Below are 25,854 nucleotides of genomic sequence, written 5' to 3'. Positions count from 1 at the left end.
TAAGCTAACCACTACTACTGCCTTCGTGGCTCGGGACTTACACCCTAGAGACTGCACCCATGCCGGGCGCACAAACAAAAGAGGGAAGATTTTCATCTTCCCTCTGGTTTAGTTGCTTTCAGTTGTTTTAGATGTCTTGCCTGTTTTAGGTCCCAGGTATTCATAGTCGTTCGGATTGATTGACGTATATCCTTCCGGCTGATAAAAACGAAGCAGGTCTTTGTAGACAACTTCATCAGACATTTGCAGTTCTGAGCTTACCTTTTCAGCAATATCCTTGCACGCCTCTGAATTCTCAAGAAGCTCACCTGTTTCGGTCGAATAGCATTTGTCTTTTACTTGAATAACATCTGAGGAAACAAAATCCCCGTTTCTGAATAAAGCCCAATTGCGATGATTTGGCGACAGTAAATCTGAGCCAAACTCAAGGTAATCCTTCGTATCAATACCAAGCAAATGAAGAACGGTCGGACGAACATCTACTTCGCCGCCAAATTGCTTTTGAATCCCGCCTTGTACTCCTGGTACATGGATAAATAAAGGGACCCGCTGTAATTTAGCATTAATAGCAGGAGTTATTTCATCCACTCCTAGCACTTGTGCCATGGCATCGTTGTGGTTTTCGGAAATGCCATAATGGTCACCGTACATAACAACCACTGTATTATCATATAAACCTGCAGCCTTTAAATCATTAAAGAACTGTTCCAATGCCTGATCCATATAATGCGCAGATTGGAAGTATTGATTAACGACCGTATCTTCAGTATTACCTGCAGGGAAGTCTGTGTCCTCCGGATCCATTTCGAAAGGAAAATGATTCGATAAGGTAATAAACTTTGTATAGAAAGGCTGCTTTAAGCTCTTTAGCATTGGCATAGACTCAGCAAAGAACGGTTTATCCTTTAAGCCATAGTTTTTCGTGTTTTCATCCGTCATGTTGTAATATTCCGCATCAAAAAACTGATCATACCCTAAGGCCTTATACATTACATTCCGATTCCAGAATGTTTTATAGTTGCCATGGAAGACGGCTGAATTATAGCCGTTCCCTTTTAAAATGGCCGGCATAGCCTGATAAGTGTTTTGGGCTTTGTTGACAAACACAGCACCTTGAGCCATCGGGTATAATGAGTTTTCCATTAAAAACTCGGCATCCGAGGTTTTCCCCTGCCCAGTTTGATGGAAAAAGTTTTCAAAATAAAATGTATTCTGATCATGTGTTAATGAATTTAGAAACGGTGTAACTTCCTGGCCATCCTGCATCTTGTAATCAATCATAAAGGTTTGAAATGATTCCATTGAAACATAAATCACATTCATTCCCTTTGCCTTGCCAAAGTAATCAGGATTTGGTGCGGCATGATTCGCTTTAACATAGTTTTCTACCGCAGTAACATCTGTTGAATTTGCCAATGCTCTTTGGCTCGATGATTTGATATTTTGAATGACATCATAAATCGTGAAGTTATATGCACCAAGATATTTCACTAAATAATTTCGGTCAAAAGAACGAGTCAATAGCTGCGGACGATCCTTTTCCGCAAGACCCAAGTTAAACAAAAATGTCGTAATCGAAAACAAAAGAACGATTTTAAATGACTTCCTGTTCGTAACCGTCACTTGTTTGAACATGGTTAACGCAAGGGCAATTAGAATAAAGAAGTCTGTAAAATAAAAAATATCAAGTGGGGACATGAGCGAAAGAGCGCTATCGCCCAATTGTCCGGCATTTGTTTTCGTCTGCATTAAAACAGGTACGGTTATAAAATCATTAAAAAAGCGATAATAAGCAATGTTTGCGTAAAGTAAAAAGGACAGTATAAAATTTGTGATAATCATAACAAGCTTAGTACGCTTTTTAAAGAGCAAGGCAATTCCAAAAAAGAATAAAGCCGAACTCAATGGATTGATAAATAATAAAAATTCTTGGAGGCTGTTATCAATTCCTAAATTAAATTCAATTTGATATGCCGCGTAGGTTTTTAGCCAAAATAAAACAACGGCAATGATGTAAAATGTAATATGACTTTTGTTTACTTTTTTTAAAAGTCTTTCCTTAATCATTTTTAAAACTTCTCCTCTCACTTACCAAATTTAACTTCGGTAAACGAACCTCAATAACTATATCATATTTTCTATAAAAAGAAAAACATTAACATGATGCTGAATGTCCCTTTATTCTTATGCTATTTGGGAGTTGGACATGACTATTTTCAAACTCAATAATATTAGACGAATGAAATTAAATTTAGTTTCAGCATTTTCTTATTAATTTATTTTTTTGGACTGCCTTATTTTTCTTTCCGGCTTTTCTGTAGAATTGTATTTCTAACTAGCATATACATTCGGTTCTTCGTATGCAATCGGATATTAGTCTTATCTTTTATAGGAGTTTTTTGTATATATAATAGAAGAAAGCGGCTACATAGACATCGTTGCATAAAATCACTTCTTTCATCACAGACTAAAATGATTATTAATGGAGGAGTGAAAGTAATGAATGTCAATAGGGTAAAACAAATCCTATCTTCATCCGCTGATATCATGGTTAAATACAATGGTGCATCTGTATGGATTGACCAGTTAAATGAGGATGGAAGAACCGCGACCGTCCATTTGCGCGGGCCGCTTGAAGAAAGAACAACAGTGGAAATCAGTGAGCTTATCGAAGAGTAAAATATTTCTTACTTTATAATAAAGGAATGAATATAAATGCCGCGAGGGAAAGAAATGGAACAGCTGCCTATGTCTAATATTGCGCCTGGTGCAGGAAAAGACCCAGGTAAATATGATAGGGAAGTTCTAGGAACAATTACTCAACAAGCACAGCCGCAGCCGGCTGATCTCGAAAAGGAAAATGAGGACATGGTGTAAGGCAGGAAGCTTAGTTCCTGCCTTACACTTTTTTTGATTGTACTTTAATTGGTCTGTTCGTTACTACAGGTTAGTTATTGGTAATACTATGCTTTGCCAACAGCTGGATGGTCATGTCATCCATTGGCGGATTATGGAGCCCTGCCCTCACGTCACGGTAATAACGCTGCAGAGGGCTTTGGGATGAAAGACTTTTTGCCCCGACTATTCTCATTGCAAGGTCCACGATGGAAATGGCGGAATTTGTCACCGTTAATTTAGCGGCCCCCAATACAGAAGCCAGCTTTTCTCTTTCTTCCTCAGTTGATTCATCCCATTGTTTGGCGGCACCATACAAGAAAAATTCCGCCTGCATGATTTTCAATTCCATTTCCCCAATTTTTTGCTGAACATTTGGCAAATCAATTATTGTACCTTGGATACTATTTGGCGAATATTCCTTGGCAAAATTTATGGAATACCTTTTTGCCGCTTTCGCAATTCCTAAATAGCAGGCAGGAATATGAAGCAGCCAGCCCATCGCCCTCTTTTTACCCGGTTTAATTGGCTCGACTATATGCTCTTCTGGTATAATGACATCCTCCAATACCAAATCATGGCTTCCCGTCCCCCTCATGGCTATAACGTCCCATGTTTCCTCGATTTTTAGTCCTTCAGCAGATCGAGGAATAAGAAAATTTGCAATTTCCTCAGTACCCTTTAGACTTGCACTGACGATAAAATAATCAAGAACTGGAGACATGGTGGTAAAGGTTTTCCTGCCATTGAGAAGCCACCTGCCGCCCTTTTGTTCAGCCGTTGTCTCCGGCCTGCCGCCGCGCGTCGGGCTCCCTGTTTTTGGTTCAGTGGCAGCGCTGTTAATTAACGAGCCTGCCATTACCTGTTCACATAAAAATTTGAAAATAGGTTCTTTCCATGAATTTTTTTCGTTCAAATTATAAATAATGCCCATATGCCAGCCAATCGCCAGGGCAGTTGAACCATCCCCTTCAGCAATCAGTTCTTGAAGTTTAATCATTTCGTAAAGAGAGATTCCCTTCCCGCCATACTTTTTAGGTACTGTTAATGTGGTATAGCCCGTGTCTTTCAGGTCTTGAATATTATCAAAAGGAAACCCACCCTCCGCATCTAGCTTATGGGCTCTCGATTGGAAACGATTTGCTAATGTTTTCATTAATTCTAACCGTTCTGTAGTGGTTTCTAAATCAGTAAATTTCATCTCGACCTCTCCTCTCAACATAATTATATTTTCGCAAATAAAATCCCCCCATTCAAATGGGGGGACTTAGATTATTCGAGATTTGCAAATCGCTCAAGGTCTCGGTTTTCTCCAATGACGACTAGAACATCACCATGGTCTATGATTTTATCAGGTGAAGGGGAAATAAAAATATCGTCATGGTGGCGAATTGCGATGACGCTAAGATTATACTTGGCACGCAAATCGAGTTCTCTTAAGGTTTTATCCGTCATTTTTTCCGGTATTTTTACTTCTTCAACACTATAATCCTTGGACAATTCAATAAAGTTCAGCACCTTTGGGGATATCAGTTGATGGGCCACTCTTATTCCCATATCCCGCTCCGGAAAGACAACCCAATCGGCCCCTACCTTTTTTAAAACTTCCCCATGGAGTTTATTTAAGGCTTTGGCAATGACTTTCTTAACCCCTAATTCCTTTAATAGCAAGACACTTAAGATGCTGGCCTGAATATCATTGCCGATTGCGACTATGACGGTATCAAAATTGCGAATTCCAATTGATTTTAACGCCTCCGGATCGGTCGAATCAGCGATAACGGAATGGGTTACATAGCTCTGTGCCTCATCTGCCCTTTCCTCGTTTACATCAACACCGAGCACATCCCTTCCAGATTCATATAACTTATTGGCGATGCTTAGTCCAAACCTGCCTAATCCAATAACTGCAAATTGATCTGCCATTTTTCGAAGTTTCCTCCTTGCTGTCAGTTTAGCCAATCATGATTTTGCCTTTAGGATATCGGAAAGCATCCGGGTTTCTGCGTATGGTGACTGCATAAGCGATTGTGAGCGGTCCAACCCGTCCAGCAAACATCGTAAATATAATGATTCCTTTGCCGATAGAAGACAGTTCTGGTGTCAGTCCCATCGAGAGGCCGACTGTTGCAAATGCAGAAGTCGCTTCAAACATTATCATTAAAAAGTCCTTCCCAGTTTCGGTTATAGTGAGGACAAGTGTAACCACCATAACGAGAAACAGTCCACTAAGTGTTACCGTAAGGGCCTTATAAATCGTTTCATAACCAATTCGCTGCCTGTAGAAAATCACATCCTCTTTCCCGCGGATTTGCGACCAAACCGCTCCCATTAAAGTGGTAAAAGTGGTCGTTTTAATCCCGCCACCAGTAGAACCTGGGGATGCACCAATAAACATAAGTAAAATTATCAAAAATAACGAAGCATGTCTTAGGTCGCCGATGCTTAAGGTATTTGCCCCTGCCGTTCTTGCTGTTACCGATTGAAATAGGGAACCAAGGATTTTTCCAGACAGTGTTAATGGCTTAATCGTTTTATCATTTGTAAGTTCAAGGAAGAAAATTCCGACTGTTCCAAGTGCCACAAAAAAAATCGTGGTAACAAGAACAATCTTTGTATGCAGGGATAACTTCTTGGAGAGTCGATATTCGTAAAGATCATTCATAACGATGAAGCCAATTCCGCCCAATACTATTAATGCACAAACTGTTAAGGTAACAATTGGGTCGTCTACATAACTTGTTAAGCTATGAAATTCACCCATCAAATCAAAACCGGCATTATTAAAATTCGAAATGGAATGAAATACTCCATAGTAAATGGCTTTTCCAATGGGAAAATCAAATGAAAATCGAATGGTTAATAGTACTGCACCTGTTAACTCAATGACGAATGTAAAAATTAAAATCCGTTTTGCGAGGCGGACAATCCCCTCCATCGAAATATTATTTAAGGATTCCTGAAGGAGGATTCGCTCTTTTAATGAAATTCTTTTACCGAGGAGGAAGGCAAACAGGGTGGCAAACGTCATAAAGCCCAGGCCGCCTACTTGAATCATGGATAAAATGACCAATTGGCCGAACAAAGTAAAAGTGGTTCCCGTATCTACCACCACCAGGCCTGTCACGCAGGTGGCTGAAGTTGCAGTAAACAAGGCATTTAAAAAATGCAGACCTTTTCCATCCATTGTAGAAACTGGGAGGGTCAACAGGATTGCGCCAAGCAAAATAATTAGAGCAAATCCAAGCACAAGTATTTGTGGCGGGTCAAGATAAAATCTTTTTTTTCGTTTCATACATTCCTTCCTCACCTTTTAACTTTAAAATGCCTAAAAGTCGAAACTCTTGTCATATATTTTCCATTCCGTCCATGAAATATGAATTCTATTGACATTCTATCCTTCTTCTCACCCTATAACATTGGCTGATACTGCTGAATTTTGAACTTTATTAAACAATTTTCCTACATTTATGTGTCATTCCTCACAGAATGTGACAGTTTTATGTAATATAATGCTTCGGAGGAAATAATTCGTTGGTGGTGCATGAAATAAATTAGGAAGATTTATTTTTAATTTATTGTAGGGCAGAGGAGGAATATGAATGAATCAAGGAACAAAGCAGCTATTTTTGCAAACAGGAAGCCTAATCGGCGGGTTTATGGTATGGGTGCTCATTTCTTCATTAATGCCTTTTATTAAGGCAGATATTGCACTTTCTTCAACGGAAATTGCCTGGGCCACAGCGGTACCTGTTATACTTGGGTCACTCCTTAGAGTTCCAATCGGCTATTGGACTAATCGCTTTGGAGCAAGAATATTATTTTCAATCAGTTTTGTACTTCTCGTCGTACCGATTGCCATCATCAGTTATGCCAATTCAATGTTTATGTTAATTGCAGGCGGATTTGTGCTTGGGATTGGCGGAGCGATATTTTCCGTTGGAGTAACTTCTCTCCCAAAATATTATGCCAAAACAAAGCATGGTTTTATTAATGGCATATATGGTGCAGGTAATATCGGCACAGCTATTACATCCTTCCTCGCACCGATACTGGCCAATGAGTTTGGCTGGAGAACAACGATACAAATATATCTGGTCATTGTGATCATTTTTGCCTTATTAAATTTTCTTTTTGGTGACCGTGAGGAACAAAGGGCTAACCTTCCATTATCGGAACAAATTAATAAAGTTTATCGAAATCCGAAGCTTTGGTTTTTAAGCTTGTTTTATTTTATAACCTTTGGAGCCTTTGTGGCCTTTACGATTTATCTGCCGTCCTTCTTAGTGAATCACTTTGAGCTATCGAAGGTGGACGCAGGTCTACGTACTGCAGGTTTTATTGCTTTGGCTACTCTTTTCCGTCCGGTCGGCGGATGGTTAGGGGATAAAGTAAATCCTTTTATGATTCTTGCAACTGTTTTCTTCAGCCTTACATTTGCCGGCTTTCTACTGTCTTTTACACCCTCCCTGCCTATTTATTCTTTTGGCTGTTTATTAGTTGCATTCTTTGCTGGAATCGGAAATGGGGCTATTTTTAAACTGGTTCCTCTCTATTTTTCAAAGCAGGCCGGAATTGTTAATGGCATTGTTTCCGCAATGGGAGGACTTGGAGGCTTTTTTCCACCAATTATACTAACCATTCTCTTTAATCTTACAGGTCATTATGCCATTGGATTCATGGCCCTATCTGAATTTTCATTGGCCAGTCTGGTCATTGTCGTATGGCTTTACTTCCAAGAAAAACTTGATATTTCCACACAAATTGTGAACCATGCCGTCGATGGAATATGCGTCACTGATCCACATGGAATCATTCTAAGGGTGAATCCGGCTTTCACGAAAATTACCGGTTATCAACAGGAGGAAGTAATCGGAAAGACCCCAAGCGTTTTACAGTCCGGAGAGCATAACAACGAATTTTACAAGCAAATGTGGGCGAGCCTTTCATCGACAGGATACTGGGAAGGGCACATTTGGAATAAGCGTAAAAATAATGAGATTTATAAGGAATGGCTGACTATAACAGCGATTAAAGATGATTTAGGTGAAACCAAAAATTACGTTGGGATGTTTAAAGAGGAAAGTGCGTAAAGTTAAAAAGCTACAGGGATCTTCCGTTAAGAAGGTCTCTTTTTTTTGCCAACACGGTAAATTTATTACAACTTTTTGTCAACTTGAGCGAGTTCACAGTTCCTTCACTACTTTTGTGACGTTCGTCACAAAAATCGTGTTATCCTTTGGTTTATATTAACATCATAAACAACTAAACTAACATTTTAAAAATAGAAATCCACATTGGAGGAAATCAAAATGGCTCGAATAACGTATTGGAACCCAGAAGACGAAAAGTTCTGGAAAGCAGAAGGAAAAAAACACGCAAAAAGAAATCTATGGATCTCCGTCCCATCATTAATGCTTGCCTTCATCGTTTGGCAAATTTGGTCAGTGGTTGCCATACGCTTAAATGATATTGGCTTTAACTTTACGGAGGAACAGCTCTTTACTTTAGCCGCTATCCCTGGTCTTGTCGGAGCAACACTTCGCTTTGTTTATACATTTGCAGTCGGAACGATAGGCGGCAAAAACTGGACCGTCATTTCAACTGCGATACTAGCGATACCAGCTATTGGAATTGGCTTTGCAGTACAAAACCCAGATACACCATATTCTATTATGCTGACTCTTGCTGCACTGTGCGGATTAGGCGGCGGTAACTTCTCATCTTCAAGTGCGAATATCAGCTTTTTCTTTCCAAAGAGTGAAAAAGGAACTGCTCTTGGAATTAACGGCGGCTTAGGAAATATGGGAGTTTCAGTTGTTCAATTTATCACTCCATTAGTCATTACTTCTGGAACATTTGCCTTAATTGGCGGTAAGCAGGTTTTATCTAACGGTCAAGAAGTTTGGTTACAAAACGCAGCATTTGTTTGGGTTATCCCAATTGTGATCGTAACATTACTTGCAGCATTTAAAATGGATAACGTTCCAGGCACAAAACAATCAGTAGCAGATCAATTTGTGATCGTTAAGCGGAAACACACATGGATTATGACCATTCTTTATATCGGTACATTTGGATCGTTCATTGGGTATTCAGCAGCATTCCCGTTATTATTAAAATCCCAATTCCCTGAATACATTTCACTTGCTTTCCTTGGAGCGCTAGTGGCAGCTGCCGCTAGACCTGTAGGCGGTTGGATTGCAGATAAACTGGGTGGAGCAAAGGTTACAGCCTATGTATTTGTTGTTATGACAATTGGTGCTATTGGAGTAATCTATTTCCTTAATGCTAAACAATTTGCAGGATTTTTAATTTCTTTCTTAATTTTGTTCCTTGCATCAGGTATTGGTTCTGGTTCTACCTTCCAAATGATTCCAAATATTTTCATACCAAAGGAAGCAGCACCAGTTATAGGCTTTTCAGCAGCATTTGCCGCTTACGGATCATTCTTAATTCCAAAACTATTCGGCTGGTCTGTTAATGCCACAGGCACACCAGTAACTGCGTTTTATTTCTTTATTGGATTTTATGCAATTTCATTCGCATTAAACTGGTACTTCTATCAAAGAAAAGCTACTGTTTCAAAAACCCAAGAACTAGCAAAACAAGCCGGATAATCATCCGGCTTGTCAGGCTGTCGAGAAACTTTCGACTGCCTTTTATTTTACTCATTTTATTTAACGATTCTCCGCGTTAATTTGTTGTAATATTATTAATATAAGGCTGTTCAACAAGTCTGTTGATTGGCGCTCCAGGACCTCCCCGCGGAAAGCGAGTGCCCGGAGCGGAAATCAACAGGCCCACTAGCAGAGACAATAAATTTACTAAAAAAAATGCCGAGAAGAAAACCCTTTCTCGGCATTTTGACAGGTCGGATGTTAATCCGGCTTGTTTTAGTTTAATATTTTAACTGTAATTGTTTTACGTCCCCATTTAAGTGCATCTTGTTCTGAAGGGATAAACACATCAATTTCATGTCCATTAATTCCCCCGCCAATATCACCTGCAATTGCTTCACCGTATCCCTCAACATATACCTTGCTTCCAAGTGGTATGACTGCTGGATCTACTGCAATCACTTTTGCATTTGGGTTAGCCTTTATATCTATACCCGTTTTGGTAATGCCGGAGCAGCCTTCACATGAAGCTGTATAAGCAGTCGCATCTACAGTGATCTCCTTTGGTTGATTTTGATTTACAACCGGCTGTGCATCGATGGTGTTGTTGTTATTATTATCATTTGTAGTTGCTTCGACAGCATTATTATTTTGATTGTTATTGCCAGGCGTTTCAGCAGACGCCTTATTTTCGACAACAGGCTGTTCCTGTGGTTTGCTGTTATCCTGTTGGCTAACGGCTATTTCAGGTTTGTCTTGTATTGGTGCAGCAGTTTCTGGTTTCTGCTCATTGTTCTCCACAACTTTTGGAGCAACAATCTGTGTTTCCGGACTAATAATCGTTTCATTTGCTTTAGCGACTGATTCTTGAATGTGATTAGCACTGTCCCAGAAAGTATCTGTTTTGTTAACAATCAATTGTTTTTCACTTTGTAACATTGGAATATCATTTAGAGTTGATATTTTCATCCAATCATCAAAAGTTTGCACATTTGTAATATTCATTATTGGCTGTTCTTTTAAAGAGTCCACTTGAGGCACTGCCAGCGCTGCAGCATGTGCATGCACCCCAAAACCCGCTGATAATCCAATAGCTGCAATGAATGTTTTTATTTTAAAAATCATTTAACTACCTCCTATGTTCCCATCGAAGCATGTCTAAGGTAATCTTAACATGGTTTCTTAACAGAAAAAGAACAAGGAGATGTTAATTCATTAACAAGAATGGCAGTTATATTACAATAGCATTTCTAACGCATCAGAACCTTCCAGTCTGTCCATGATTTGGCGATACAGGAAAAAAAGAATAGTGGATTGCTCATTTCCACTATTCTTTATTACTTATTTAGCTTAATCGCTCAATCGCTACGGCACAAGCTTTATATTCGGCTGTTCCCGAAATCGGATCATATTCATTTAAAGTTAATACGTTAGTCGGTGTTTCGCTCCAGTGAAAACTCATAAAGACAAGCCCCGGTACAACCTGTTCTGTAATTTTGGCTTTTACTTGAAGGTCTCCTCTTCGTGAACGGACTTGGACGACTTCCCCATCGACTATTCCAAGAGATTTGGCGTCTTCAGGATGGATATCAACAGTCTCTTCAGTCTGTTTTATTTTCACTCCCGCAGCGTAATGCCGAGTCTGTGTATGCGTGTTGTACGACTCATAACGTCTGCCTGTCGTCAACGTAAAAGGATACTCTTCATCCGGTGGCTCCATAGGCGGTGTATAATCGACAGGCACAAAAGGAGCTTTTTTAGAAGCCGCTTCGGTTTGATGGAACCTTTCATGCATAATAAATGTACCCGGGTGGTTTTCATCTGGACAAGGGTAATGAATGCTGTATTCCTTCTCCAGTCGCTCATACGAAATGCCCCCGTACATTTCCCATGCGATTTTCCTGACTTCATCCCAAATTTCTTCGCTCTTGTTATAATGCATTGGATAACCCATCAATGTCGCCAGCTCGCAAAGAATGACCCAATCTTCCTTTGTATTCGGACCTGGCTCGACTGCCTTACGTACTCGTTGGATCCGCCGGTCCGTGTTTGTGTAAGTCCCTTCGACTTCACCCCAGGAACGGGCAGGAAGCACAACATCAGCCATTTTCGCGGTTTCAGTCAGAAAAATGTCCTGAACGATTAATAAATCCAGCTTTTTCAACAATGTTTTTGTATGGTTCATATCAACATCGGCGAGAAGTGGATTTTCCCCAATCACATAAAGTCCTTTTAGCTCTCCCATCTCAAGCCGATCAAATGTCCTGGTTTGGGTGTCGCCCGCCTGGGGATTTAGGGTAATATTCCATTCCTTTTCATAACGTGCTCTGTATTCATCATTAGTTAAGCTCATTGCTCCTGCCAATTGATTTGGAAGACAGCCCATGTCACCAGCACCTTGAACATTATTTTGTCCCCTTAGCGGCATAATTCCGGAGCCTGGCTTTCCAATGTTCCCGGTTAAAAGGGCAAGATTGGCAATGTCGAAAACATTGTTCACCCCACAGTGATGTTCGGTAATTCCTAGTGTATAAGCAATCATCGAAGCGCTCGCATTTGCATAGTCCCTGGCAGTGGCCACGATTTCTTCCGGGGTAAGACCTGTGATCTTGGCCGAATATTCCGGTGTATATAGCTCAACCTGATTTGCCAGTTTATCAAAATCAATTGTAAATTGCTCAATAAATTTTTGATTATAAAGACCTTCCTTTAGAATTACCCGAATCAAGGCATTTATTAGGGCAATATCAGTGCCTACATTGATTTGCAGGTGGCGGTGGGCCACTTTTGTCATTTCTATTTTTCTTGGGTCGACGACAATGATTTTGAGGCCGGCTTTTGCTGCTTTTTTCATGCGATTAGCGATAATCGGGTGTGCCTCTGTCGTGTTAGAGCCCATTAGGAGTAATACCTCTGCTTTGTCGATATCCTCCAAAGTGTTTGTTGGGAAACCGCTTCCAAAAATAGTTGCCAGACCGGCAACGCTTGGCGCATGTCACGTTCGGTTGCAGCCGTCAATATTGTTACTGCCAATAACCGTCCTCATAAATTTTTGTGTTACATAATTTGATTCGTTTGTGCTTCTCGCACAAGCGAACATGCTGATGGCATTTGATCCCCACTTGCTTTTTACGTCGGAAAGTTTGCTTGCAATAAATTGATAAGCTTCTTCCCAAGTAGTTTCCACCAGTTCCCCGGCCCTTCTTATTAAAGGTGCTGTCAGCCGGTTTTTGGCATGGACATACTCATAGGCAAATGCACCTTTGACACAAGTTTGTCCTTTGTTAACCGGTGCTTCCTTGTCACCGCGGATTTTGACGATTTTATTATCCTGAACCTCTAGGACTAATCCGCAGCCTGTACCGCAATAGCCGCAAATTGTCTTGACTAAATTTGCTTCACCCAAAATGCTCCCTCCCTGTGATAACTAAACTATCTATATAATCATATTAATCTAATTATTACATTTACGGCTTCCTTTTTTGCAAAAAATTTTGTCTATTTTTCAAAAAAGAAAAACGGAAGATAGGCTCTTCCGTTTTAGGCTGTTTTTGCCGGCAATAGAATATTGAATGTTGTTCCCTTGTTTGGTTCACTTTCTACAAATACTTTCCCGTTATGGCTTTCTATAATTTTAAAGCTGACCATTAACCCTAGTCCATTTCCATTTTTCTTGGTAGTGAAAAAAGGTTCTCCGAGCTTTTTCAGCTTTTCTTTTGGAATGCCAACACCGGTATCTTGAATGGATATTTGCACATTGTTCTCATGAATCACCGTTTTAACATGCAGATCCCCGCCATTCGGCATGGCCTCTATACCATTTTTTATAAAGTTTAAAAAGACCTGCTTCAAACGATTTTCATCACATTCTATCTGGATTATTTCCTGATTGCAGTTAAACATCAGACGGACGTTTTTCTTACGCGCCTCAAACTCAAGCAGTGAAACCACATTCTTGATAACCGGTACAACATTCTTTTCTTCTAATTCCACTGCCTTCGGTTTAGCCAAGACCATGAAGTCCTCGACAATGGTATTGACGCGCTCAATTTCATCTAAAATAATATTCAAAAATTCAAGGCGTTCAGGATCTTGCTCATCTAACTGCAAAAATTCCGTGTAACCCTTCATAGATGTCAGCGGGTTGCGGATTTCATGTGCAACGCCGGCAGCTAATTGCCCAACCGCGGCAAGCTTATCCTGCCGGTGGAGGACTTCTTCCGTCTTCTTGCGTTCTGTTATATCATTGCGGATCGCCAAATACTGATATGGCTTCCCCTGTTCATTGAGAAATGGAACGATCGTGGTATCGACCCAATAAAAAGTTCCATCCTTCGCTTTATTGCGGATTTCCCCTTTCCAAACCTTTCCTTCCCCAATCGTTTTCCATAGGTTTTTGAAAAAGTCCCTGGAATGGTAACCGGAATTCAAGATATTATGGTCCTTTCCAATGATCTCTTCCCGGCTGTATTTGGATATCTCACAAAACTTGTCGTTTACGCTGGTAATTTTCCCCCGTGAATCTGTAAAGGCAACAATCGAAGACTGGTCCAAAGCAAATTTAATATCAGTGTTTTCCTTCATTGTTTCTTTTAAATGTCCCTCAGCACGTTTCCGGTCTGAAATATCGGTCCGAATCGCTACATATTGATACGGCTTCCCGTGGCTATTTAAAAAGGGAACAATCGTTGTATCCACCCAATATAGGCCTCCATCCTTGGCACGGTTGCAAATCTCTCCGTGCCAAACATTACCTTGGCCAATTGTTTTCCACAAATCTTTAAAAAAGTCTTTTGAATGGTATCCGGAATTTAAAATGCGATGATCCTGTCCGATCAATTCATCCCGGCAGTATTTCGAAATCTCACTGAATTTATCATTAACAAATGTAATAATACCTTTTGAATTGGTTATCGCTACAATGGATGATTGATCTAAAGCAAAGGTAATATCTTTTACTTCTTTAATTGATTCCTTTAAGTTGAAATCGGATGTGGCTAGCTGTTTGCTAATTAAGGTACTTGAAACAATAAGTCCCGCCATTATAAGGACGGAAACAAACAGCACCAAATAAGTAAAAAACAGACTATCTGGAGCAGAACTATTAACCATATTGTTATCGGTGATAAATAGTGTCGATTTCTTTAATAAAATATGTCCCTCGGCAATCGCCGCAGTTAAAATAATCGAACTTACCGGCTTTAGCCAAACTTGATTTTCAGTCGGAAAATTCCTTACAGAAAACAAAATCCAAAAGGAAAAGAAGAAGGCTGCGAACATTAACAGTCCAGAAAAAGCAAATAAAAGGAAATGATATTTAATTGTCACATTCATAGAATAAATGCCTATAATATGGATGGAAAAAACGGCTATTGTTAGTAATGAACTGCCAGCAAGCAGATGTGACATCTTAATTTCTTTTCCAAACAGCGGAAAAAACGCCATTCCAGTAAAGGCAACTCCAATAAATATGGAAAGAATCGTTAATGGAATATGGTAGTTAGCAAACAGAGTACTATTTGTCGTTAATAATCCAATAAAATTAGTTACCCATACTCCAATTCCCATTGAAAGTGTGCCGCCTATAAAAAGCAGCCTTTTATTTTGATCTGAGGACCTAATTAAGGAAAACATGTCTAAGGCCGTATAAGAAGCCATAAAGGTTAGTCCAACAGCAATTATAAAAAGATAAGGATGAAAATCTCCTAAAAATGCATTCATTAACGTGCATTCCCCCATTTAACCTATTTCTACTATGATTGTAATGGAAAGTAAAATGTTAGGAAAGATAAATTTTTGTTTAATTTACCCTAAATTAAATCCTACATAAATAATCATTAATAAACTTACTTGTCCGGGATAAAAGACTTATTTTTAAAAAAATTTAACTTTTTTAGAAAAAAGGCTACACATTTTTAATTTTTTTGTTTATACTGTACTATAACAAGAGGGATTAAAATAAACTGTATTAATAAAGGAGGAGTTTTAAATGTTAATGAGTCCGGTTGAATTTTTTCGTAATCTGCCTAAAAAGGAATGCCCTGAGTGTGGTCAGCATATGGAGGAGCAAGCTGAATCTTACCTAATGGAATGCGATCGCTGTTTATCCAAAAAAGCAGAATAAAAAGAGGGAAACTTTTATTTTTGACTATTCTGTACTACAACAAACAACAATAAAAATAACTGTACTATAAAGGAGATGTTTAATAATGTTAATGAGCCCAGTTGAATTTTTCCGTAACCTTCCTAAAAAAGAATGTCCAGAATGCGGTCAGCATATGGAAGAGCAAGCTGAATCTTACCTAATGGAATGTGACCACTGCCTATCAAAGAAAGAAGAATAACAAAAACTCTCCGGACGGACCGGAGAGTTTTTTCCGTTTTGGTCAAAAATAGGGAAGCATAGAAGCCAATTGGAATGCAAAACCTGTACGTAAGGAGATGATGAAATGGCAAAGAAGGAAGATTATTTGACAACCGCTCCAAAAGAAAAAACCATTACCATTAATAATGGGGCCATCTATCCAAATTTAAAAAATGTTCCCGGTGATTCGGTCGATGAGCATGAATTTCTTAAAGAAGCCAATTCAATTATTGCCGCCGGTGAAATCGGCCAGCAAAATGAAAATTTGTAGAAGATATGGGTATAGATAAAGACTGTCATCAGCAAGACAGTCTTTGTCACGAAACTTATTATATTTTCGGAAGCTCACGAATTTCCTGTATCATTTCATTACCACACATTGGGCACAGTAAATCGTCAGATACAAAATCCTTTCTCATCCATCCTATACATGAATTATCCATGCATGAAAAAATTTCAGTATCAACAAGAATTGTTTCCATTTCTTCTTCTTTTGCACGTTTACCAAAAAAAATCGGAACCGCCTCCTTTTCCTTTAGTATGTCCAAAATTAGCCTTTTCATTTCTTCATTTTTCTTTTTCATTTGGAGGACTTAAAATGAACTTAAATCAGAAGCGTTATTCGATTGTTGGAACAGATATTGAAGAGGTAAAACGTCTAAACAGCCAGTCAGGTTTAAGCTATAACGAAGTAAAGCAGCTGCTGGCTAAACAATATTTACAGAATAAAAAATGATAATAGAGGCTGTCTAATATGGGTACCTTTTAGACAGCCTCTTCGAGGTTTTAAGAATTATCGTTATTCTGAATGTTCAATTATAATTTCGTCATCATGTCTTTTTGAAAGAATTTTGCTTTTTTTGCGATTTTCTTTCGTTTGAAAGATAATATCGAAATCATAATCGTCGGGATATAATTCATTTGCGGCAATATATAGCTTCATCCTTTTATGGTTAACCGATACTTTTTCACCCTTTATCTGGACAATATAATTTCCTTGCTGATCTGGTCCTTTATAAACAATCCCAAATTCATTTCCCGGTGTGATTTTTACATTGTCCCCCTGCTGGTATAAAGGCACTTGTTGGACAGGTTTTACAACTGGCTTTTTGTCTTGGTGTTTGTTGATGATAACCTGTTTTTCCATATCCTTAAGCTTCCAATCGTCCGAAACAGGAGAAACATAGGTTTTTTCTTCTTTATACGTTACGCTATGCGCTTTTTCAATGATTTTCGGGTGGATTCCCAACTGCAAAGCAATCTCAAAGGCCTGGCTTTCCCCCCCTTTCCCTATCATTAAACGGTAGGTTGGACTTAAGCTCTTAAGATCAAACTCCATTGACCCATTTATAAATCCTGGATGCTGTTCGGCAAGATCTTTTATTTCACTATAATGGGTGGTGGCCAAAATCACGGCCCCCTTTTCGTAAAGAGTTTCAAGAATGGCTGTTGCCAGACCCATTCCCTCACCCGGATCTGTGCCGGAACCAAGTTCATCTATTAAAGTTAATGTGCGATTGTTTGCATTCTTTAAGATTTCAATGATATTAACGATTCTGGAACTGAACGTACTTAAATTTTCGGCAATACTCTGACCGTCCCCAATATCAACTAAAATAGCTTGAAAAATACTAATATTACTCTTTTCATCTGCAGGTATATGAAGTCCGCATTGGGCCATTAATGTGAGCAGCCCAACCGTCTTGATGGTAACTGTTTTCCCGCCCGTATTCGGACCCGTAATAATTAAGGCTCGTTTATTATCCCCCATACTAAAAGTCAACGGTACAGCTTTTTCACCTAACAACGGATGCTTTGCCTCAATTAATTCCATATCACCAGTGTCATTCATTCTCACCTTGGAGCCATGAATGGAACGGGAATACTTTGCTTTTGCAAACAAAAAATCATAGTGAACCATTGTTTCGACTGCCAGCCGAATTTGCGTTTCATATTGCTCCACCAATCCAGTTAGACGGCTGAGAACTTTTTGTACCTCGGTCTCTTCATCGGCTATAAGCCAGCTAAGTTGATCTTGGAATATAGCAATATCCTCAGGTTCAATAAACAATGTTGCTCCTGATGCCGATGTATCCAAGACTGTCCCTTTAATTTTGGTCCGATACTCCTTTTTTATCGGTATCACAAATCTTCCATTTCGCTGACTGACAACCTGTTCCTGTAAATATGGCTTATATTTATTTGACCTTACCAGCTGCATGGTTTTTTCCTTCAGGCGCTCCTCCTGAATGGCCATTTGCTTCCTAATTTTTAATAACTCCTTGCTAGCATAATCGTCCACTCTGCCATTATGGATACAGCGATTAATTTCATTGGCAAGCTCCGGCAGTTCTTCAATTACATGGACATAGGACGCAACTCTTGGTGCAAAATATTCCTTATCCTTCATATATCTTCTCATCTTTCCGCAGCTATCCAAGAAATCGTACAGCTTCATTAACTGGTCCGGACGGAAGACCACTCCTTTATTTAAGTTGGAAAGCATCTGTTCCATCCCATCAAGTCCATGGACAGGAACACTTGCACTTTTTTTCTGAATCTCGACGGCTTCCGTAACCTCATCAAGCCAAGCCTCAATTTGCTTCTTAATAGAAGAAGGTGTCAGGCCCGCAATTTTCGCTTTTCCTTCCTTTGTCATGGCAAAGCCTGCAATAGTTTCTTTTATTTGTTTAAATTCCAATACATTAAAGGTATGCTGATTCAACTTATATTCCTCCCAAAATAAAAATAGCCGCAATGAACAATGTCATTGCGGCAAATGAAAATTACAACAAAATAAACCAAAATAAAAACTGTCTACACGAGTGTACACAGCTACATTGATTTATAAAATGTATGCTTATGGCTGCCCATTGTTCTTAACCTCATTCCTTGCCCATACTCAAATAACCCTTTCTTGTTATCAAAAAAACAAGAAGGCGGCCGGAATGAAAATATCCAATTAGTTGGATTAGTTAAGAACGACACCTAACATAAAACATACTCCTTTTATTAAGAAAACTTAATTTCAACTTCAGATTATTACATTTGGCATGAATTGTCAATATTATCATAGCCCATTTTTTGTTCACAAAATATCCATATCATTTTTGTGAAAACTTCTTTATCTTATTGTTAGGAGGGAATCGTGATGAAAAAAATCTACCTTATTTGCAGTTTAGCCATATTTATCGGTATTGCTGCCGGCATTTCCTATTTTCTTATTCGGGATGCAAACACCAAAATTCCAGGCAATGTTACATTAATCAATCAAAATGGTGATCAATATACATTCGGCAAGGATCAAAGAAAATTAAAGCTCATTGAATTCATTTACACACACTGTCCTGATGTCTGCCCGACCACGACGCAAAAGATGGCCGCTTTGAAAAAGGATTTAGAAAAAAGCGGGGTATTCGGCAAGGATATCGAATTCATTACGATTACGATTGACCCCTATCGTGATACTCCAGAAGTATTGTCCAATTATATGAAGGGGTTTGGAATTGAAAATAGCAAAGACTGGGTATTCCTAACCGGGGATAAACAAAATATTAAAAATGAGCAGAAAAAGATCAGGGAGATTGGTGAGGCCTTGCAATTCCAATATAAAGACCCTGGAAACGGACAATTTGTCCACACCACATTCACTTACTTAATTGACGAAAACAATAAATTTGTTGCCAAATTTCCGATGGGCGATGGTTTTAATCGCGAAGAAGTTAAAAATAAAATAATGGATAAAATTAATTAGTATAAAAAAAGCGGTTAGTCCCTAGGATTAATCGCTTTTCACTACATATATTATTTAACAACAGATGAAGGATATTTTTTTAATTGCTGCAAAGATAAATGATAATTGGACTTTGGTTTCGTTAAACTCGCTTTAATACCTGCTTTTTTAAGCTTGTTTACGAGTTCTGCGAGCTGTTTTTTGGCCACACAATTCACCCTCTTTTAACTGCATCTTACGATAATTTTACAACAAAAATATGAATAAAGTGTGAAAACAAAAAAATTTTTTTAGAAAATTTTTCTTTTTACTACTTTACTTCCCCACAAAACTCAAAAAAATGATGCATTTTCCCCCAAAGATTTTTTTGTGAAATTCGCTCTTTTCCCTTATTAATGGTATAATACAAAGCAATATGTTTTTTTGGAGGATGCAAGAATGATTACTGTAAGTAATGTAAGTTTAAGATACGGAGACCGAAAGCTTTTTGAAGATGTGAATATTAAATTTACTCCCGGCAATTGCTACGGTCTCATCGGGGCGAACGGTGCCGGAAAATCTACCTTTATAAAAATACTCGCTGGAGAAATTGAAGCGCAAACGGGTACAGTCCAACTAGGACCGAACGAGCGGATGGCGGTTTTAAAGCAGAACCACTTTGAATATGAGGAACATGAAGTTTTAAAAACAGTTATCATGGGTCACACCAGACTTTATCAGGTAATGCAGGAAAAAGACGCCATTTATATGAAAGAAAACTTCACGGATGAGGACGGCATGAAAGCTGCTGAACTCGAGGGTGAATTTGCCGAGTTAAACGGCTGGGAAGCTGAATCTGAAGCGGCCATCCTGTTAAAAGGTCTGGGAATTGGCGAAGAGCTTCATTATAAAAAGTTGGCTGAATTAACAGGTGCTGAAAAGGTAAAAGTCCTTCTTGCACAGGCCCTATTTGGCCAGCCTGATGTATTACTTTTAGACGAGCCAACCAACCATCTGGATATTAAGGCCATCCAATGGCTTGAAGAATTCCTGATCAATTTTGAAAATACAGTGATTGTTGTATCCCATGACCGTCACTTCTTAAATAAGGTTTGTACCCATATTGCGGATTTAGACTTTGGCAAAATCCAAATCTATGTCGGCAACTACGACTTCTGGTATGAATCCAGTCAATTAGCTTCAAAAATGGCGCAGGACGCCAATAAGAAGAAAGAAGAAAAAATTAAAGAGTTGCAAAGCTTTATTGCCCGTTTTAGTGCGAATGCTTCAAAATCCAAGCAGGCAACATCACGGAAAAAGCTATTGGACAAAATTACACTTGATGATATTAGACCATCTTCAAGACGATATCCATATGTCGGCTTTACCCCAGATAGGGAAATTGGTAATGATTTGTTAAGAGTAGAAGGGCTGACGAAAACAATCGAAGGCGTGAAGGTACTTGATAACATTAGCTTTATCATGAACAAGGGAGACAAAATCGCCCTTGTCGGAACAAATGAAACAGCCAAAACAACACTCTTTAAAATATTAATGGGTGAAATGGAAGCTGACAGCGGTACCTTTAAATGGGGAATCACCACATCTCAAGCCTACTTTCCAAAGGATAACTCGGAATACTTTGAGAATAGCGACTTAAATCTTGTTGATTGGCTTCGTCAGTTTTCACCAAAAGATGACAGTGAAAGCTTCCTACGTGGATTTTTAGGAAGAATGCTATTTTCCGGTGAAGAAGTTTTAAAGAAATCAAGCGTCCTTTCCGGAGGAGAAAAAGTCCGCTGTATGCTGTCCAAAATGATGCTTAGCGGAGCAAATGTCTTGCTCTTAGATGAGCCAACCAACCACTTGGATTTGGAGTCTATTACCGCTCTAAACAATGGATTAATTAATTTTAAGGGATCCATGCTGTTTGCTTCCCATGACCATCAGTTTATCCAAACGATTGCCAACCGCATTTTTGAACTAACACCTGCTGGATTGGTCGATAAGCAAATGTCTTATGATGAATACCTAGAGAATACTGATATACAAAAACAAGTAGCAGAGATGTATAAATAATTAGAAAAGTGGAAGCGCCCGTTTAGCGGCGTATGGCCTGGAGCGCATCGACTGAGATAAAGGAAACACGGAGAGCGAAGCGATCCGATGTTGACTTATCGTAGGGAGATGAGCGAAGGACAATAGCCGCTGGGCGCTGGAGCTGGACAAATAAGAGGCTGTCAAATGGCAGCCTCTTATTTCATTATTACATTTGTTTCTGCTTTTTCCTTGAAGATGGCTGCATTCTGGAGCCAGTTTCTGTTGTGGTCGTTCCCTGTCCTTCTACTTCTGGTGAAGCCAACCCTATGGTTGAAGGGTCGGCTTTCTTTTTACTGCGTTTGCCCATAGTACACCTCCCATTTTAGCTTTTGAAAGATTATCCCCTGTTATTCGGAATATTTCTGTCAAACTTAGGCAACATAATGATTGAGGAGGTGTTTGTATGGCAAGGGTTGGAGTAGAACAATCTCTTACAAATGTTCAAGATGCTCTACGTGCAAAAGGATATGATGTTGTCGAACTCAAACAGGAGTCTGACGCCCAAAATTGTGATTGCTGTGTCGTTACCGGCCTTGATTCGAACGTTATGGGAATGGCTGATACCGTTACGAAAGCACCGGTTATTGATGCAAACGGTTTGTCTGCTGATGAAGTATGCCAAGCGGTTGAAAGCAGACTTCAATAATGTTAACACAAAGACTAAAGGACTCCTCTTTAGTCTTTTTTTAATGGTCTTTTGGTTTAATATTTACCTTGGGTCCATTCGGTTTTTCTTGCTTCTTGATTCTTTCCTCTTTAGCTTCGGTTACTTTATCGTCTTCATCTCCGGTGAAATTTGGTGTAAATTCACTGCCGTATGTGGCACCTATGTTTAATTTTCCTTTCAATTCTTTAATCCCAAGCTGTCCGAAGTTATTATTCAATTCATATTTATCCAGAATAATTTTTTCGATATTTATTTTTTCGATTATTATAGGGGGATCCTTTGTTTTCACGGTTTCATCAGGCTTGTTTTGTGCCTTTAAGTCCCGCAGCGTTTGTTCCAATTCTTCTATATTTCTCTCTAAGGAAGTTATTTTTTTTCGGAGTTCTTTATCATAATCATTTTTGCGGAAAATAAGGAATAAATTTTTTATTGACATTGGCCTAAAACGCTCCCTTATTTTTAACCTTACTTTATTTATATGGAAAACACTGCTTATCAAGTCCTATTTTCATAAAAACCTGTTATTCAATTGGGATAATTTCGCCCTTTTGTACGAATCGTTGATAACTGACTATTAATAAGCCATTCCAGAATTTAGCGCTGATATCCTGCGGATTTACGGTATCAGGTAAGGTAATCTGCCGATTGAATTCACCGTAAAACCTTTCCGAATAAGTATATTTCAAATGTGGATGAACAGGCAGCGCTCTTCCTTTGACGGTGAGAATATTGCCATTAAGCCCTAATTCTATGTTTTCTTTTAAGACACCAGGGAGCTCGATAACTACCATTACCTCCTCTTCCCCTTCCATTAAATCAATTGCAGGGAACGTTCTCTCGCTTTTCAGATCGGTGCCGGGCTGCTGCCGGTTTGAATGGGCATTAGGTGTCTTAAAAGGCGCTTCATTCATAAATTGTTGGGCAAATTCTTGGTCAAAGATATTGTTCCAGAAATCCCCGCCCTGCATATTTTTAGCCATCTCTAGCCATTGTTTCAACTTTTCCATATCCATCAATCCGCACCCCCTCTCCCCTAATCTAGGGAAGCAAAAAACAAAGCCTTACTTCATCATACTTAACTGAAAGTTATTTTAATCCTTAATTTCCTCATAAACATTAGGGAATTGCATATATTTAAAAGCAATTATAAGGAGGAGATGACATGCCCACTCCCGTTCCATATATTAATATAAATATATTTATGATTAAAATTAATTCCTTTGAAAATGCTTCCGCCGTAAATATTGGCCAAAACCTGCTGGCTGAGTGGCATAATTCCGACAAGAAAAATCAAGGCTACGGCCAAAATTTTGGTGATAAGAGTGATTTCTTTGGGAATAGGAGCTTTGTCGATGACCGAGATCAAATTGATTCCCCGAGCTCCTTCGATTCAGGCGCCCAGCAGCTATTGGCCAAAGACAAAGATGATCTATAAAAACTGCAATTTGGCAGTTTTTTTGTTTTATATCTTTTATGAATTGGAAGCTTTCGCTATAATGAGGGAATAATCAGCCGTTCGAGAGGAAGTATTTTATCTACTATGCTTAATGAATTTTGGCCCCCAATTTTATTGTCACTGAAAGTGGCCACAATTTCTGCCCTACTGGCACTAATCTTTGGTATTTTATTCGGCAGGTTATTTGCTGATAAACATTTTAAAGGAAAAATGATCATAGAGACCCTGATGCTGCTGCCTATTGTTTTGCCGCCTACCGTTATTGGCTTTTTATTAATTTTCTTTTTTGGAAAAAATAGTCCGGCAGGTGCTTTTATCGAAACCCTTTTCGACAGCTCCATCATTTTTACACCACTGGCAGCGATTATTGCCTCCACTATTGTTGCATTTCCATTAATGTACCAATCTGTAAAAACTGGATTTCAAGCCGTGGACAAGGATATCGAAGAGGCTGCGAAGATGGACGGGGCAAGTGATTTTAATGTTTTTTTACAAGTAACTCTCCCACTATCAGTAAAATCGATTGTTTCCGGATTCATACTTAGCTTTGCTAGAGCATTGGGGGAATTTGGCGCCACGCTCATGTTTGCCGGCAATATCCCTGGGAAAACCCAGACGGCTCCCACTGCTGTATATGTTGCAATGGAAACAGGCAATATGAAATTAGCTTGGCTGTTAGTCATTTCAATGATCTTCATCTCTTTTTTAATGCTATTGACAACCAATTTAACACAAAGAAAGCCATGAAACTAAAGCATTTCATGGCTTTCTATATTCATCTACATTTTACCTGTTATTTTTTTCCCGGCACCTATTAAAACGGCAGCAGCCGCAACTATAAAAATCCAAAAGTATGATGCTGCATATTCCTGCTTATTAGTGGATTTACTTGATTTTAAAGAAGTTTTCACAGGTTTTGGTTCTTCCTTTTGTTTTAACTGAGCCACCTGAAGAACCTGACCATTTGGATTTTCAATAGATAACCGGCCGGTACTGTCGACTTTTTTTACAATTCCACTTTTATCCTCCGTTACAAGGAGATCTCTATCCAATAGAAATTCCTGATCGCCGCTCTTATAAACTTCCCCATGTTTTAGGGTGGAATGGACATATTCATTAAATCCATAATCAAACAGGATGGCTGTATCATCATATTTGTCTCTTTTTTGGTCTGATTTTAGGACAATCACCGTTAATTTTAAATTCCCATTATCGGCAGTGGTGGCCAAAGTTTGTTTCGATACTGTGGTATATCCTGTTTTCCCCCCGGTTATTCCCGCGTATGGAAGTTCGCCTTTTAGCATAAGATGATGAGTGATTAGGTCAGTATTCCAGGACTGGCCCTCCCAATGTAATCTTTTTGTTCCAAAAATCTCGGCAAATTGAGGATTCTTCATGGCATAGTTCGTAATCAATGCCAAATCCATTGCAGTTGTATAATGATTGTCATCGTGAAGGCCGCTTGGATTTGTAAAGTGCGTATTTTTAACCCCAATAACTGTTTTTAAATATTCATTTATATGTTCCGCAAAAAGGTCAACACTGCCGTCAATTTGTTCCGCAATCGCCACTGCGGCGTCATTCCCTGAATTGATCAGCATCCCTTGAATTAGTTTTTTTAGCGGTACTTGTTCACCTTCCACTAAGTAGACCCTTGTACCATCTTGTCTAACAGCATTGGCACTGACTGTCGCAATACTGTCTAAGTCCCCTTTTTCAATGGCATAAATAGCTGTAGCGATTTTCGTAACGCTGGCAGGATACATTTTTTCGTCCGCATTTTTCCCGTAGAGAACAGCATTCGTTTCAGTATCTAAAAGCACCGCTGATTCACTTTTTAATGGCAGGTCCCCAGTCCCTTCTGCAAAGACGGGAATTTGGTTTAAAAATAAGAACAAGACTATTATAAGAATTAAAATCCATTTACTCAATGACAACACCCTATCCATGACTAATTACCTAATTGATTTTACCAAATATTTATAGATATGAAGAGTCCTTTTTGGAAATTTATATAAAAAAAAGCGGCAGACTCATTGT

General features: G+C 39.0%; 27 protein-coding genes and 1 pseudogene. 13 read left to right on the top strand and 15 right to left on the bottom strand.

The window, feature by feature from the left end; all coding sequences use genetic code 11:
• Window positions 1-108 precede the first annotated feature (108 nt).
• Window positions 109-2,067 (bottom strand): lipoteichoic acid synthase, encoded by a 1,959-nt coding sequence (gene ltaS, locus KHB02_RS18575; RefSeq protein WP_213145199.1) that lies wholly within the window; start codon window positions 2,065-2,067, stop codon window positions 109-111.
• A 432-nt stretch (window positions 2,068-2,499) separates the two neighbouring features.
• On the opposite strand from ltaS, the gene KHB02_RS18570 reads away from it, so the two are divergent.
• Window positions 2,500-2,679, top strand: a complete 180-nt coding sequence (locus tag KHB02_RS18570) for an H-type small acid-soluble spore protein (RefSeq protein ID WP_213145198.1) — start codon at window positions 2,500-2,502, stop codon at window positions 2,677-2,679.
• A 36-nt stretch (window positions 2,680-2,715) separates the two neighbouring features.
• Entirely contained in the window at window positions 2,716-2,877 is a 162-nt protein-coding gene (locus tag KHB02_RS18565) for a hypothetical protein (protein WP_241113956.1), read from the top strand.
• A 70-nt stretch (window positions 2,878-2,947) separates the two neighbouring features.
• On the opposite strand, the gene KHB02_RS18560 is transcribed toward KHB02_RS18565, so the two are convergent.
• The 3 genes from KHB02_RS18560 to KHB02_RS18550 form a co-directional block, all read right to left on the bottom strand.
• Window positions 2,948-4,096, bottom strand: a complete 1,149-nt coding sequence (locus KHB02_RS18560; protein WP_213145197.1) for an acyl-CoA dehydrogenase family protein — start codon at window positions 4,094-4,096, stop codon at window positions 2,948-2,950.
• A gap of 71 nt (window positions 4,097-4,167) precedes the next feature.
• The gene (locus KHB02_RS18555) at window positions 4,168-4,821 is read right to left on the bottom strand and encodes a potassium channel family protein (RefSeq protein ID WP_213145196.1); all 654 of its coding nucleotides are present in this window, start codon (window positions 4,819-4,821) and stop codon (window positions 4,168-4,170) included.
• A 28-nt stretch (window positions 4,822-4,849) separates the two neighbouring features.
• Window positions 4,850-6,190: a TrkH family potassium uptake protein gene (locus KHB02_RS18550; protein ID WP_213145195.1), complete on the bottom strand. Its 1,341-nt coding sequence runs from the start codon at window positions 6,188-6,190 to the stop codon at window positions 4,850-4,852.
• 307 nt (window positions 6,191-6,497) lie between these two features.
• On the opposite strand from KHB02_RS18550, the gene KHB02_RS18545 reads away from it, so the two are divergent.
• On the top strand, window positions 6,498-7,988 hold the full coding sequence (locus KHB02_RS18545; protein ID WP_213145194.1) for a nitrate/nitrite transporter: 1,491 nt from the start codon (window positions 6,498-6,500) through the stop codon (window positions 7,986-7,988).
• Between the two features lie 219 nt (window positions 7,989-8,207).
• Entirely contained in the window at window positions 8,208-9,515 is a 1,308-nt protein-coding gene (locus KHB02_RS18540) for an MFS transporter (RefSeq protein WP_213145193.1), read from the top strand.
• 276 nt (window positions 9,516-9,791) lie between these two features.
• Here KHB02_RS18540 and KHB02_RS29815 read toward each other — a convergent pair whose 3' ends face one another.
• The 4 genes and pseudogenes from KHB02_RS29815 to KHB02_RS18520 all read right to left on the bottom strand — a co-directional run bounded on the left by KHB02_RS29815 (window position 9,792) and on the right by KHB02_RS18520 (window position 15,236).
• On the bottom strand, window positions 9,792-10,640 hold the full coding sequence (locus tag KHB02_RS29815) for a 3D domain-containing protein (protein ID WP_213145192.1): 849 nt from the start codon (window positions 10,638-10,640) through the stop codon (window positions 9,792-9,794).
• Between the two features lie 220 nt (window positions 10,641-10,860).
• A complete protein-coding gene (fdhF, locus tag KHB02_RS29940) occupies window positions 10,861-12,738 on the bottom strand; it encodes a formate dehydrogenase subunit alpha (RefSeq protein ID WP_338088305.1) in 1,878 nt (625 codons plus the stop codon).
• A 24-nt stretch (window positions 12,739-12,762) separates the two neighbouring features.
• A pseudogene (locus tag KHB02_RS29935) lies at window positions 12,763-12,921 on the bottom strand (hypothetical protein); the annotation flags it as partial.
• 134 nt (window positions 12,922-13,055) lie between these two features.
• A complete protein-coding gene (locus KHB02_RS18520; protein ID WP_213145189.1) occupies window positions 13,056-15,236 on the bottom strand; it encodes a PAS domain S-box protein in 2,181 nt (726 codons plus the stop codon).
• Between the two features lie 268 nt (window positions 15,237-15,504).
• On the opposite strand from KHB02_RS18520, the gene yhfH (KHB02_RS18515) reads away from it, so the two are divergent.
• From yhfH (KHB02_RS18515) to KHB02_RS18505, 3 genes are all read left to right on the top strand, one after another.
• Window positions 15,505-15,639, top strand: a complete 135-nt coding sequence (gene yhfH / locus KHB02_RS18515; protein WP_213120552.1) for a protein YhfH — start codon at window positions 15,505-15,507, stop codon at window positions 15,637-15,639.
• 85 nt (window positions 15,640-15,724) lie between these two features.
• Entirely contained in the window at window positions 15,725-15,859 is a 135-nt protein-coding gene (yhfH, locus tag KHB02_RS18510; RefSeq protein WP_213145188.1) for a protein YhfH, read from the top strand.
• Window positions 15,860-15,964: 105 nt separating this feature from the next.
• Window positions 15,965-16,150, top strand: coding sequence for a hypothetical protein (locus KHB02_RS18505; RefSeq protein ID WP_213145187.1), 186 nt, complete (start codon window positions 15,965-15,967; stop codon window positions 16,148-16,150).
• Between the two features lie 58 nt (window positions 16,151-16,208).
• Here KHB02_RS18505 and KHB02_RS18500 read toward each other — a convergent pair whose 3' ends face one another.
• On the bottom strand, window positions 16,209-16,463 hold the full coding sequence (locus KHB02_RS18500) for a cold-inducible protein YdjO-related protein (RefSeq protein ID WP_241113955.1): 255 nt from the start codon (window positions 16,461-16,463) through the stop codon (window positions 16,209-16,211).
• A gap of 14 nt (window positions 16,464-16,477) precedes the next feature.
• Here KHB02_RS18500 and KHB02_RS18495 point away from each other — a divergent pair, with 14 nt between their 5' ends.
• Window positions 16,478-16,615: a hypothetical protein gene (locus KHB02_RS18495; RefSeq protein ID WP_213145186.1), complete on the top strand. Its 138-nt coding sequence runs from the start codon at window positions 16,478-16,480 to the stop codon at window positions 16,613-16,615.
• Window positions 16,616-16,678: 63 nt separating this feature from the next.
• On the opposite strand, the gene KHB02_RS18490 is transcribed toward KHB02_RS18495, so the two are convergent.
• Window positions 16,679-18,604: an endonuclease MutS2 gene (locus KHB02_RS18490; protein WP_213145185.1), complete on the bottom strand. Its 1,926-nt coding sequence runs from the start codon at window positions 18,602-18,604 to the stop codon at window positions 16,679-16,681.
• Window positions 18,605-19,030: 426 nt separating this feature from the next.
• On the opposite strand from KHB02_RS18490, the gene KHB02_RS18485 reads away from it, so the two are divergent.
• Window positions 19,031-19,633 (top strand): SCO family protein, encoded by a 603-nt coding sequence (locus KHB02_RS18485; protein ID WP_213145329.1) that lies wholly within the window; start codon window positions 19,031-19,033, stop codon window positions 19,631-19,633.
• Between the two features lie 50 nt (window positions 19,634-19,683).
• Here KHB02_RS18485 and KHB02_RS18480 read toward each other — a convergent pair whose 3' ends face one another.
• Window positions 19,684-19,821, bottom strand: coding sequence for a hypothetical protein (locus KHB02_RS18480; protein WP_213145184.1), 138 nt, complete (start codon window positions 19,819-19,821; stop codon window positions 19,684-19,686).
• A gap of 229 nt (window positions 19,822-20,050) precedes the next feature.
• On the opposite strand from KHB02_RS18480, the gene KHB02_RS18475 reads away from it, so the two are divergent.
• Window positions 20,051-21,670: an ABC-F family ATP-binding cassette domain-containing protein gene (locus tag KHB02_RS18475; RefSeq protein ID WP_213145183.1), complete on the top strand. Its 1,620-nt coding sequence runs from the start codon at window positions 20,051-20,053 to the stop codon at window positions 21,668-21,670.
• 187 nt (window positions 21,671-21,857) lie between these two features.
• Here the strand turns inward: KHB02_RS18475 and KHB02_RS18470 are convergent, their stop codons facing one another.
• Window positions 21,858-21,998: a YuzL family protein gene (locus tag KHB02_RS18470; protein WP_213120545.1), complete on the bottom strand. Its 141-nt coding sequence runs from the start codon at window positions 21,996-21,998 to the stop codon at window positions 21,858-21,860.
• Window positions 21,999-22,094: 96 nt separating this feature from the next.
• Between KHB02_RS18470 and KHB02_RS18465 the strand changes: the two genes are divergently transcribed.
• Window positions 22,095-22,337 (top strand): YkuS family protein, encoded by a 243-nt coding sequence (locus KHB02_RS18465; RefSeq protein ID WP_213145182.1) that lies wholly within the window; start codon window positions 22,095-22,097, stop codon window positions 22,335-22,337.
• Between the two features lie 40 nt (window positions 22,338-22,377).
• Here the strand turns inward: KHB02_RS18465 and KHB02_RS18460 are convergent, their stop codons facing one another.
• Both KHB02_RS18460 and KHB02_RS18455 read right to left on the bottom strand, forming a co-directional pair.
• Window positions 22,378-22,794 carry a hypothetical protein gene (locus KHB02_RS18460; RefSeq protein ID WP_241113954.1) on the bottom strand — a complete coding sequence of 139 codons (417 nt, stop codon included), beginning with the start codon at window positions 22,792-22,794 and terminating at the stop codon, window positions 22,378-22,380.
• Window positions 22,795-22,879: 85 nt separating this feature from the next.
• The gene (locus KHB02_RS18455) at window positions 22,880-23,371 is read right to left on the bottom strand and encodes an Hsp20/alpha crystallin family protein (RefSeq protein ID WP_213145181.1); all 492 of its coding nucleotides are present in this window, start codon (window positions 23,369-23,371) and stop codon (window positions 22,880-22,882) included.
• 149 nt (window positions 23,372-23,520) lie between these two features.
• Between KHB02_RS18455 and KHB02_RS18450 the strand changes: the two genes are divergently transcribed.
• A complete protein-coding gene (locus tag KHB02_RS18450; RefSeq protein WP_213145180.1) occupies window positions 23,521-23,793 on the top strand; it encodes a hypothetical protein in 273 nt (90 codons plus the stop codon).
• A 105-nt stretch (window positions 23,794-23,898) separates the two neighbouring features.
• A complete protein-coding gene (gene modB, locus KHB02_RS18445; protein WP_213145179.1) occupies window positions 23,899-24,561 on the top strand; it encodes a molybdate ABC transporter permease subunit in 663 nt (220 codons plus the stop codon).
• A 32-nt stretch (window positions 24,562-24,593) separates the two neighbouring features.
• On the opposite strand, the gene KHB02_RS18440 is transcribed toward modB, so the two are convergent.
• Window positions 24,594-25,754, bottom strand: a complete 1,161-nt coding sequence (locus KHB02_RS18440) for a D-alanyl-D-alanine carboxypeptidase family protein (RefSeq protein ID WP_378583626.1) — start codon at window positions 25,752-25,754, stop codon at window positions 24,594-24,596.
• Window positions 25,755-25,854 lie beyond the last annotated feature (100 nt).

It is taken from the genome of Neobacillus citreus, assembly GCF_018343545.2.
Classification (GTDB): Bacteria; Bacillota; Bacilli; order Bacillales; family Cytobacillaceae; genus Neobacillus; species Neobacillus citreus.
Note: the sequence above shows the minus strand (reverse complement) of the source record. Positions and strands in the feature narration are given on the sequence as shown.

Bases quoted from the DNA above. Each gene is read 5' to 3' on its own strand.
- ltaS (WP_213145199.1), bottom strand. From the start codon at position 2,067: ATGATTAAGGAAAGACTTTTAAAAAAAGTAAACAAAAGTCATATTACA.
- KHB02_RS18570 (WP_213145198.1), top strand. From the start codon at position 2,500: ATGAATGTCAATAGGGTAAAACAAATCCTATCTTCATCCGCTGATATC.
- KHB02_RS18565 (WP_241113956.1), top strand. From the start codon at position 2,716: ATGCCGCGAGGGAAAGAAATGGAACAGCTGCCTATGTCTAATATTGCG.
- KHB02_RS18560 (WP_213145197.1), bottom strand. From the start codon at position 4,096: ATGAAATTTACTGATTTAGAAACCACTACAGAACGGTTAGAATTAATG.
- KHB02_RS18555 (WP_213145196.1), bottom strand. From the start codon at position 4,821: ATGGCAGATCAATTTGCAGTTATTGGATTAGGCAGGTTTGGACTAAGC.
- KHB02_RS18550 (WP_213145195.1), bottom strand. From the start codon at position 6,190: ATGAAACGAAAAAAAAGATTTTATCTTGACCCGCCACAAATACTTGTG.
- KHB02_RS18545 (WP_213145194.1), top strand. From the start codon at position 6,498: ATGAATCAAGGAACAAAGCAGCTATTTTTGCAAACAGGAAGCCTAATC.
- KHB02_RS18540 (WP_213145193.1), top strand. From the start codon at position 8,208: ATGGCTCGAATAACGTATTGGAACCCAGAAGACGAAAAGTTCTGGAAA.
- KHB02_RS29815 (WP_213145192.1), bottom strand. From the start codon at position 10,640: ATGATTTTTAAAATAAAAACATTCATTGCAGCTATTGGATTATCAGCG.
- KHB02_RS18520 (WP_213145189.1), bottom strand. From the start codon at position 15,236: ATGAATGCATTTTTAGGAGATTTTCATCCTTATCTTTTTATAATTGCT.
- yhfH (WP_213120552.1), top strand. From the start codon at position 15,505: ATGTTAATGAGTCCGGTTGAATTTTTTCGTAATCTGCCTAAAAAGGAA.
- yhfH (WP_213145188.1), top strand. From the start codon at position 15,725: ATGTTAATGAGCCCAGTTGAATTTTTCCGTAACCTTCCTAAAAAAGAA.
- KHB02_RS18505 (WP_213145187.1), top strand. From the start codon at position 15,965: ATGGCAAAGAAGGAAGATTATTTGACAACCGCTCCAAAAGAAAAAACC.
- KHB02_RS18500 (WP_241113955.1), bottom strand. From the start codon at position 16,463: ATGAAAAAGAAAAATGAAGAAATGAAAAGGCTAATTTTGGACATACTA.
- KHB02_RS18495 (WP_213145186.1), top strand. From the start codon at position 16,478: ATGAACTTAAATCAGAAGCGTTATTCGATTGTTGGAACAGATATTGAA.
- KHB02_RS18485 (WP_213145329.1), top strand. From the start codon at position 19,031: ATGAAAAAAATCTACCTTATTTGCAGTTTAGCCATATTTATCGGTATT.
- KHB02_RS18475 (WP_213145183.1), top strand. From the start codon at position 20,051: ATGATTACTGTAAGTAATGTAAGTTTAAGATACGGAGACCGAAAGCTT.
- KHB02_RS18470 (WP_213120545.1), bottom strand. From the start codon at position 21,998: ATGGGCAAACGCAGTAAAAAGAAAGCCGACCCTTCAACCATAGGGTTG.
- KHB02_RS18465 (WP_213145182.1), top strand. From the start codon at position 22,095: ATGGCAAGGGTTGGAGTAGAACAATCTCTTACAAATGTTCAAGATGCT.
- KHB02_RS18460 (WP_241113954.1), bottom strand. From the start codon at position 22,794: ATGTCAATAAAAAATTTATTCCTTATTTTCCGCAAAAATGATTATGAT.
- KHB02_RS18455 (WP_213145181.1), bottom strand. From the start codon at position 23,371: ATGGATATGGAAAAGTTGAAACAATGGCTAGAGATGGCTAAAAATATG.
- KHB02_RS18450 (WP_213145180.1), top strand. From the start codon at position 23,521: ATGCCCACTCCCGTTCCATATATTAATATAAATATATTTATGATTAAA.
- modB (WP_213145179.1), top strand. From the start codon at position 23,899: ATGCTTAATGAATTTTGGCCCCCAATTTTATTGTCACTGAAAGTGGCC.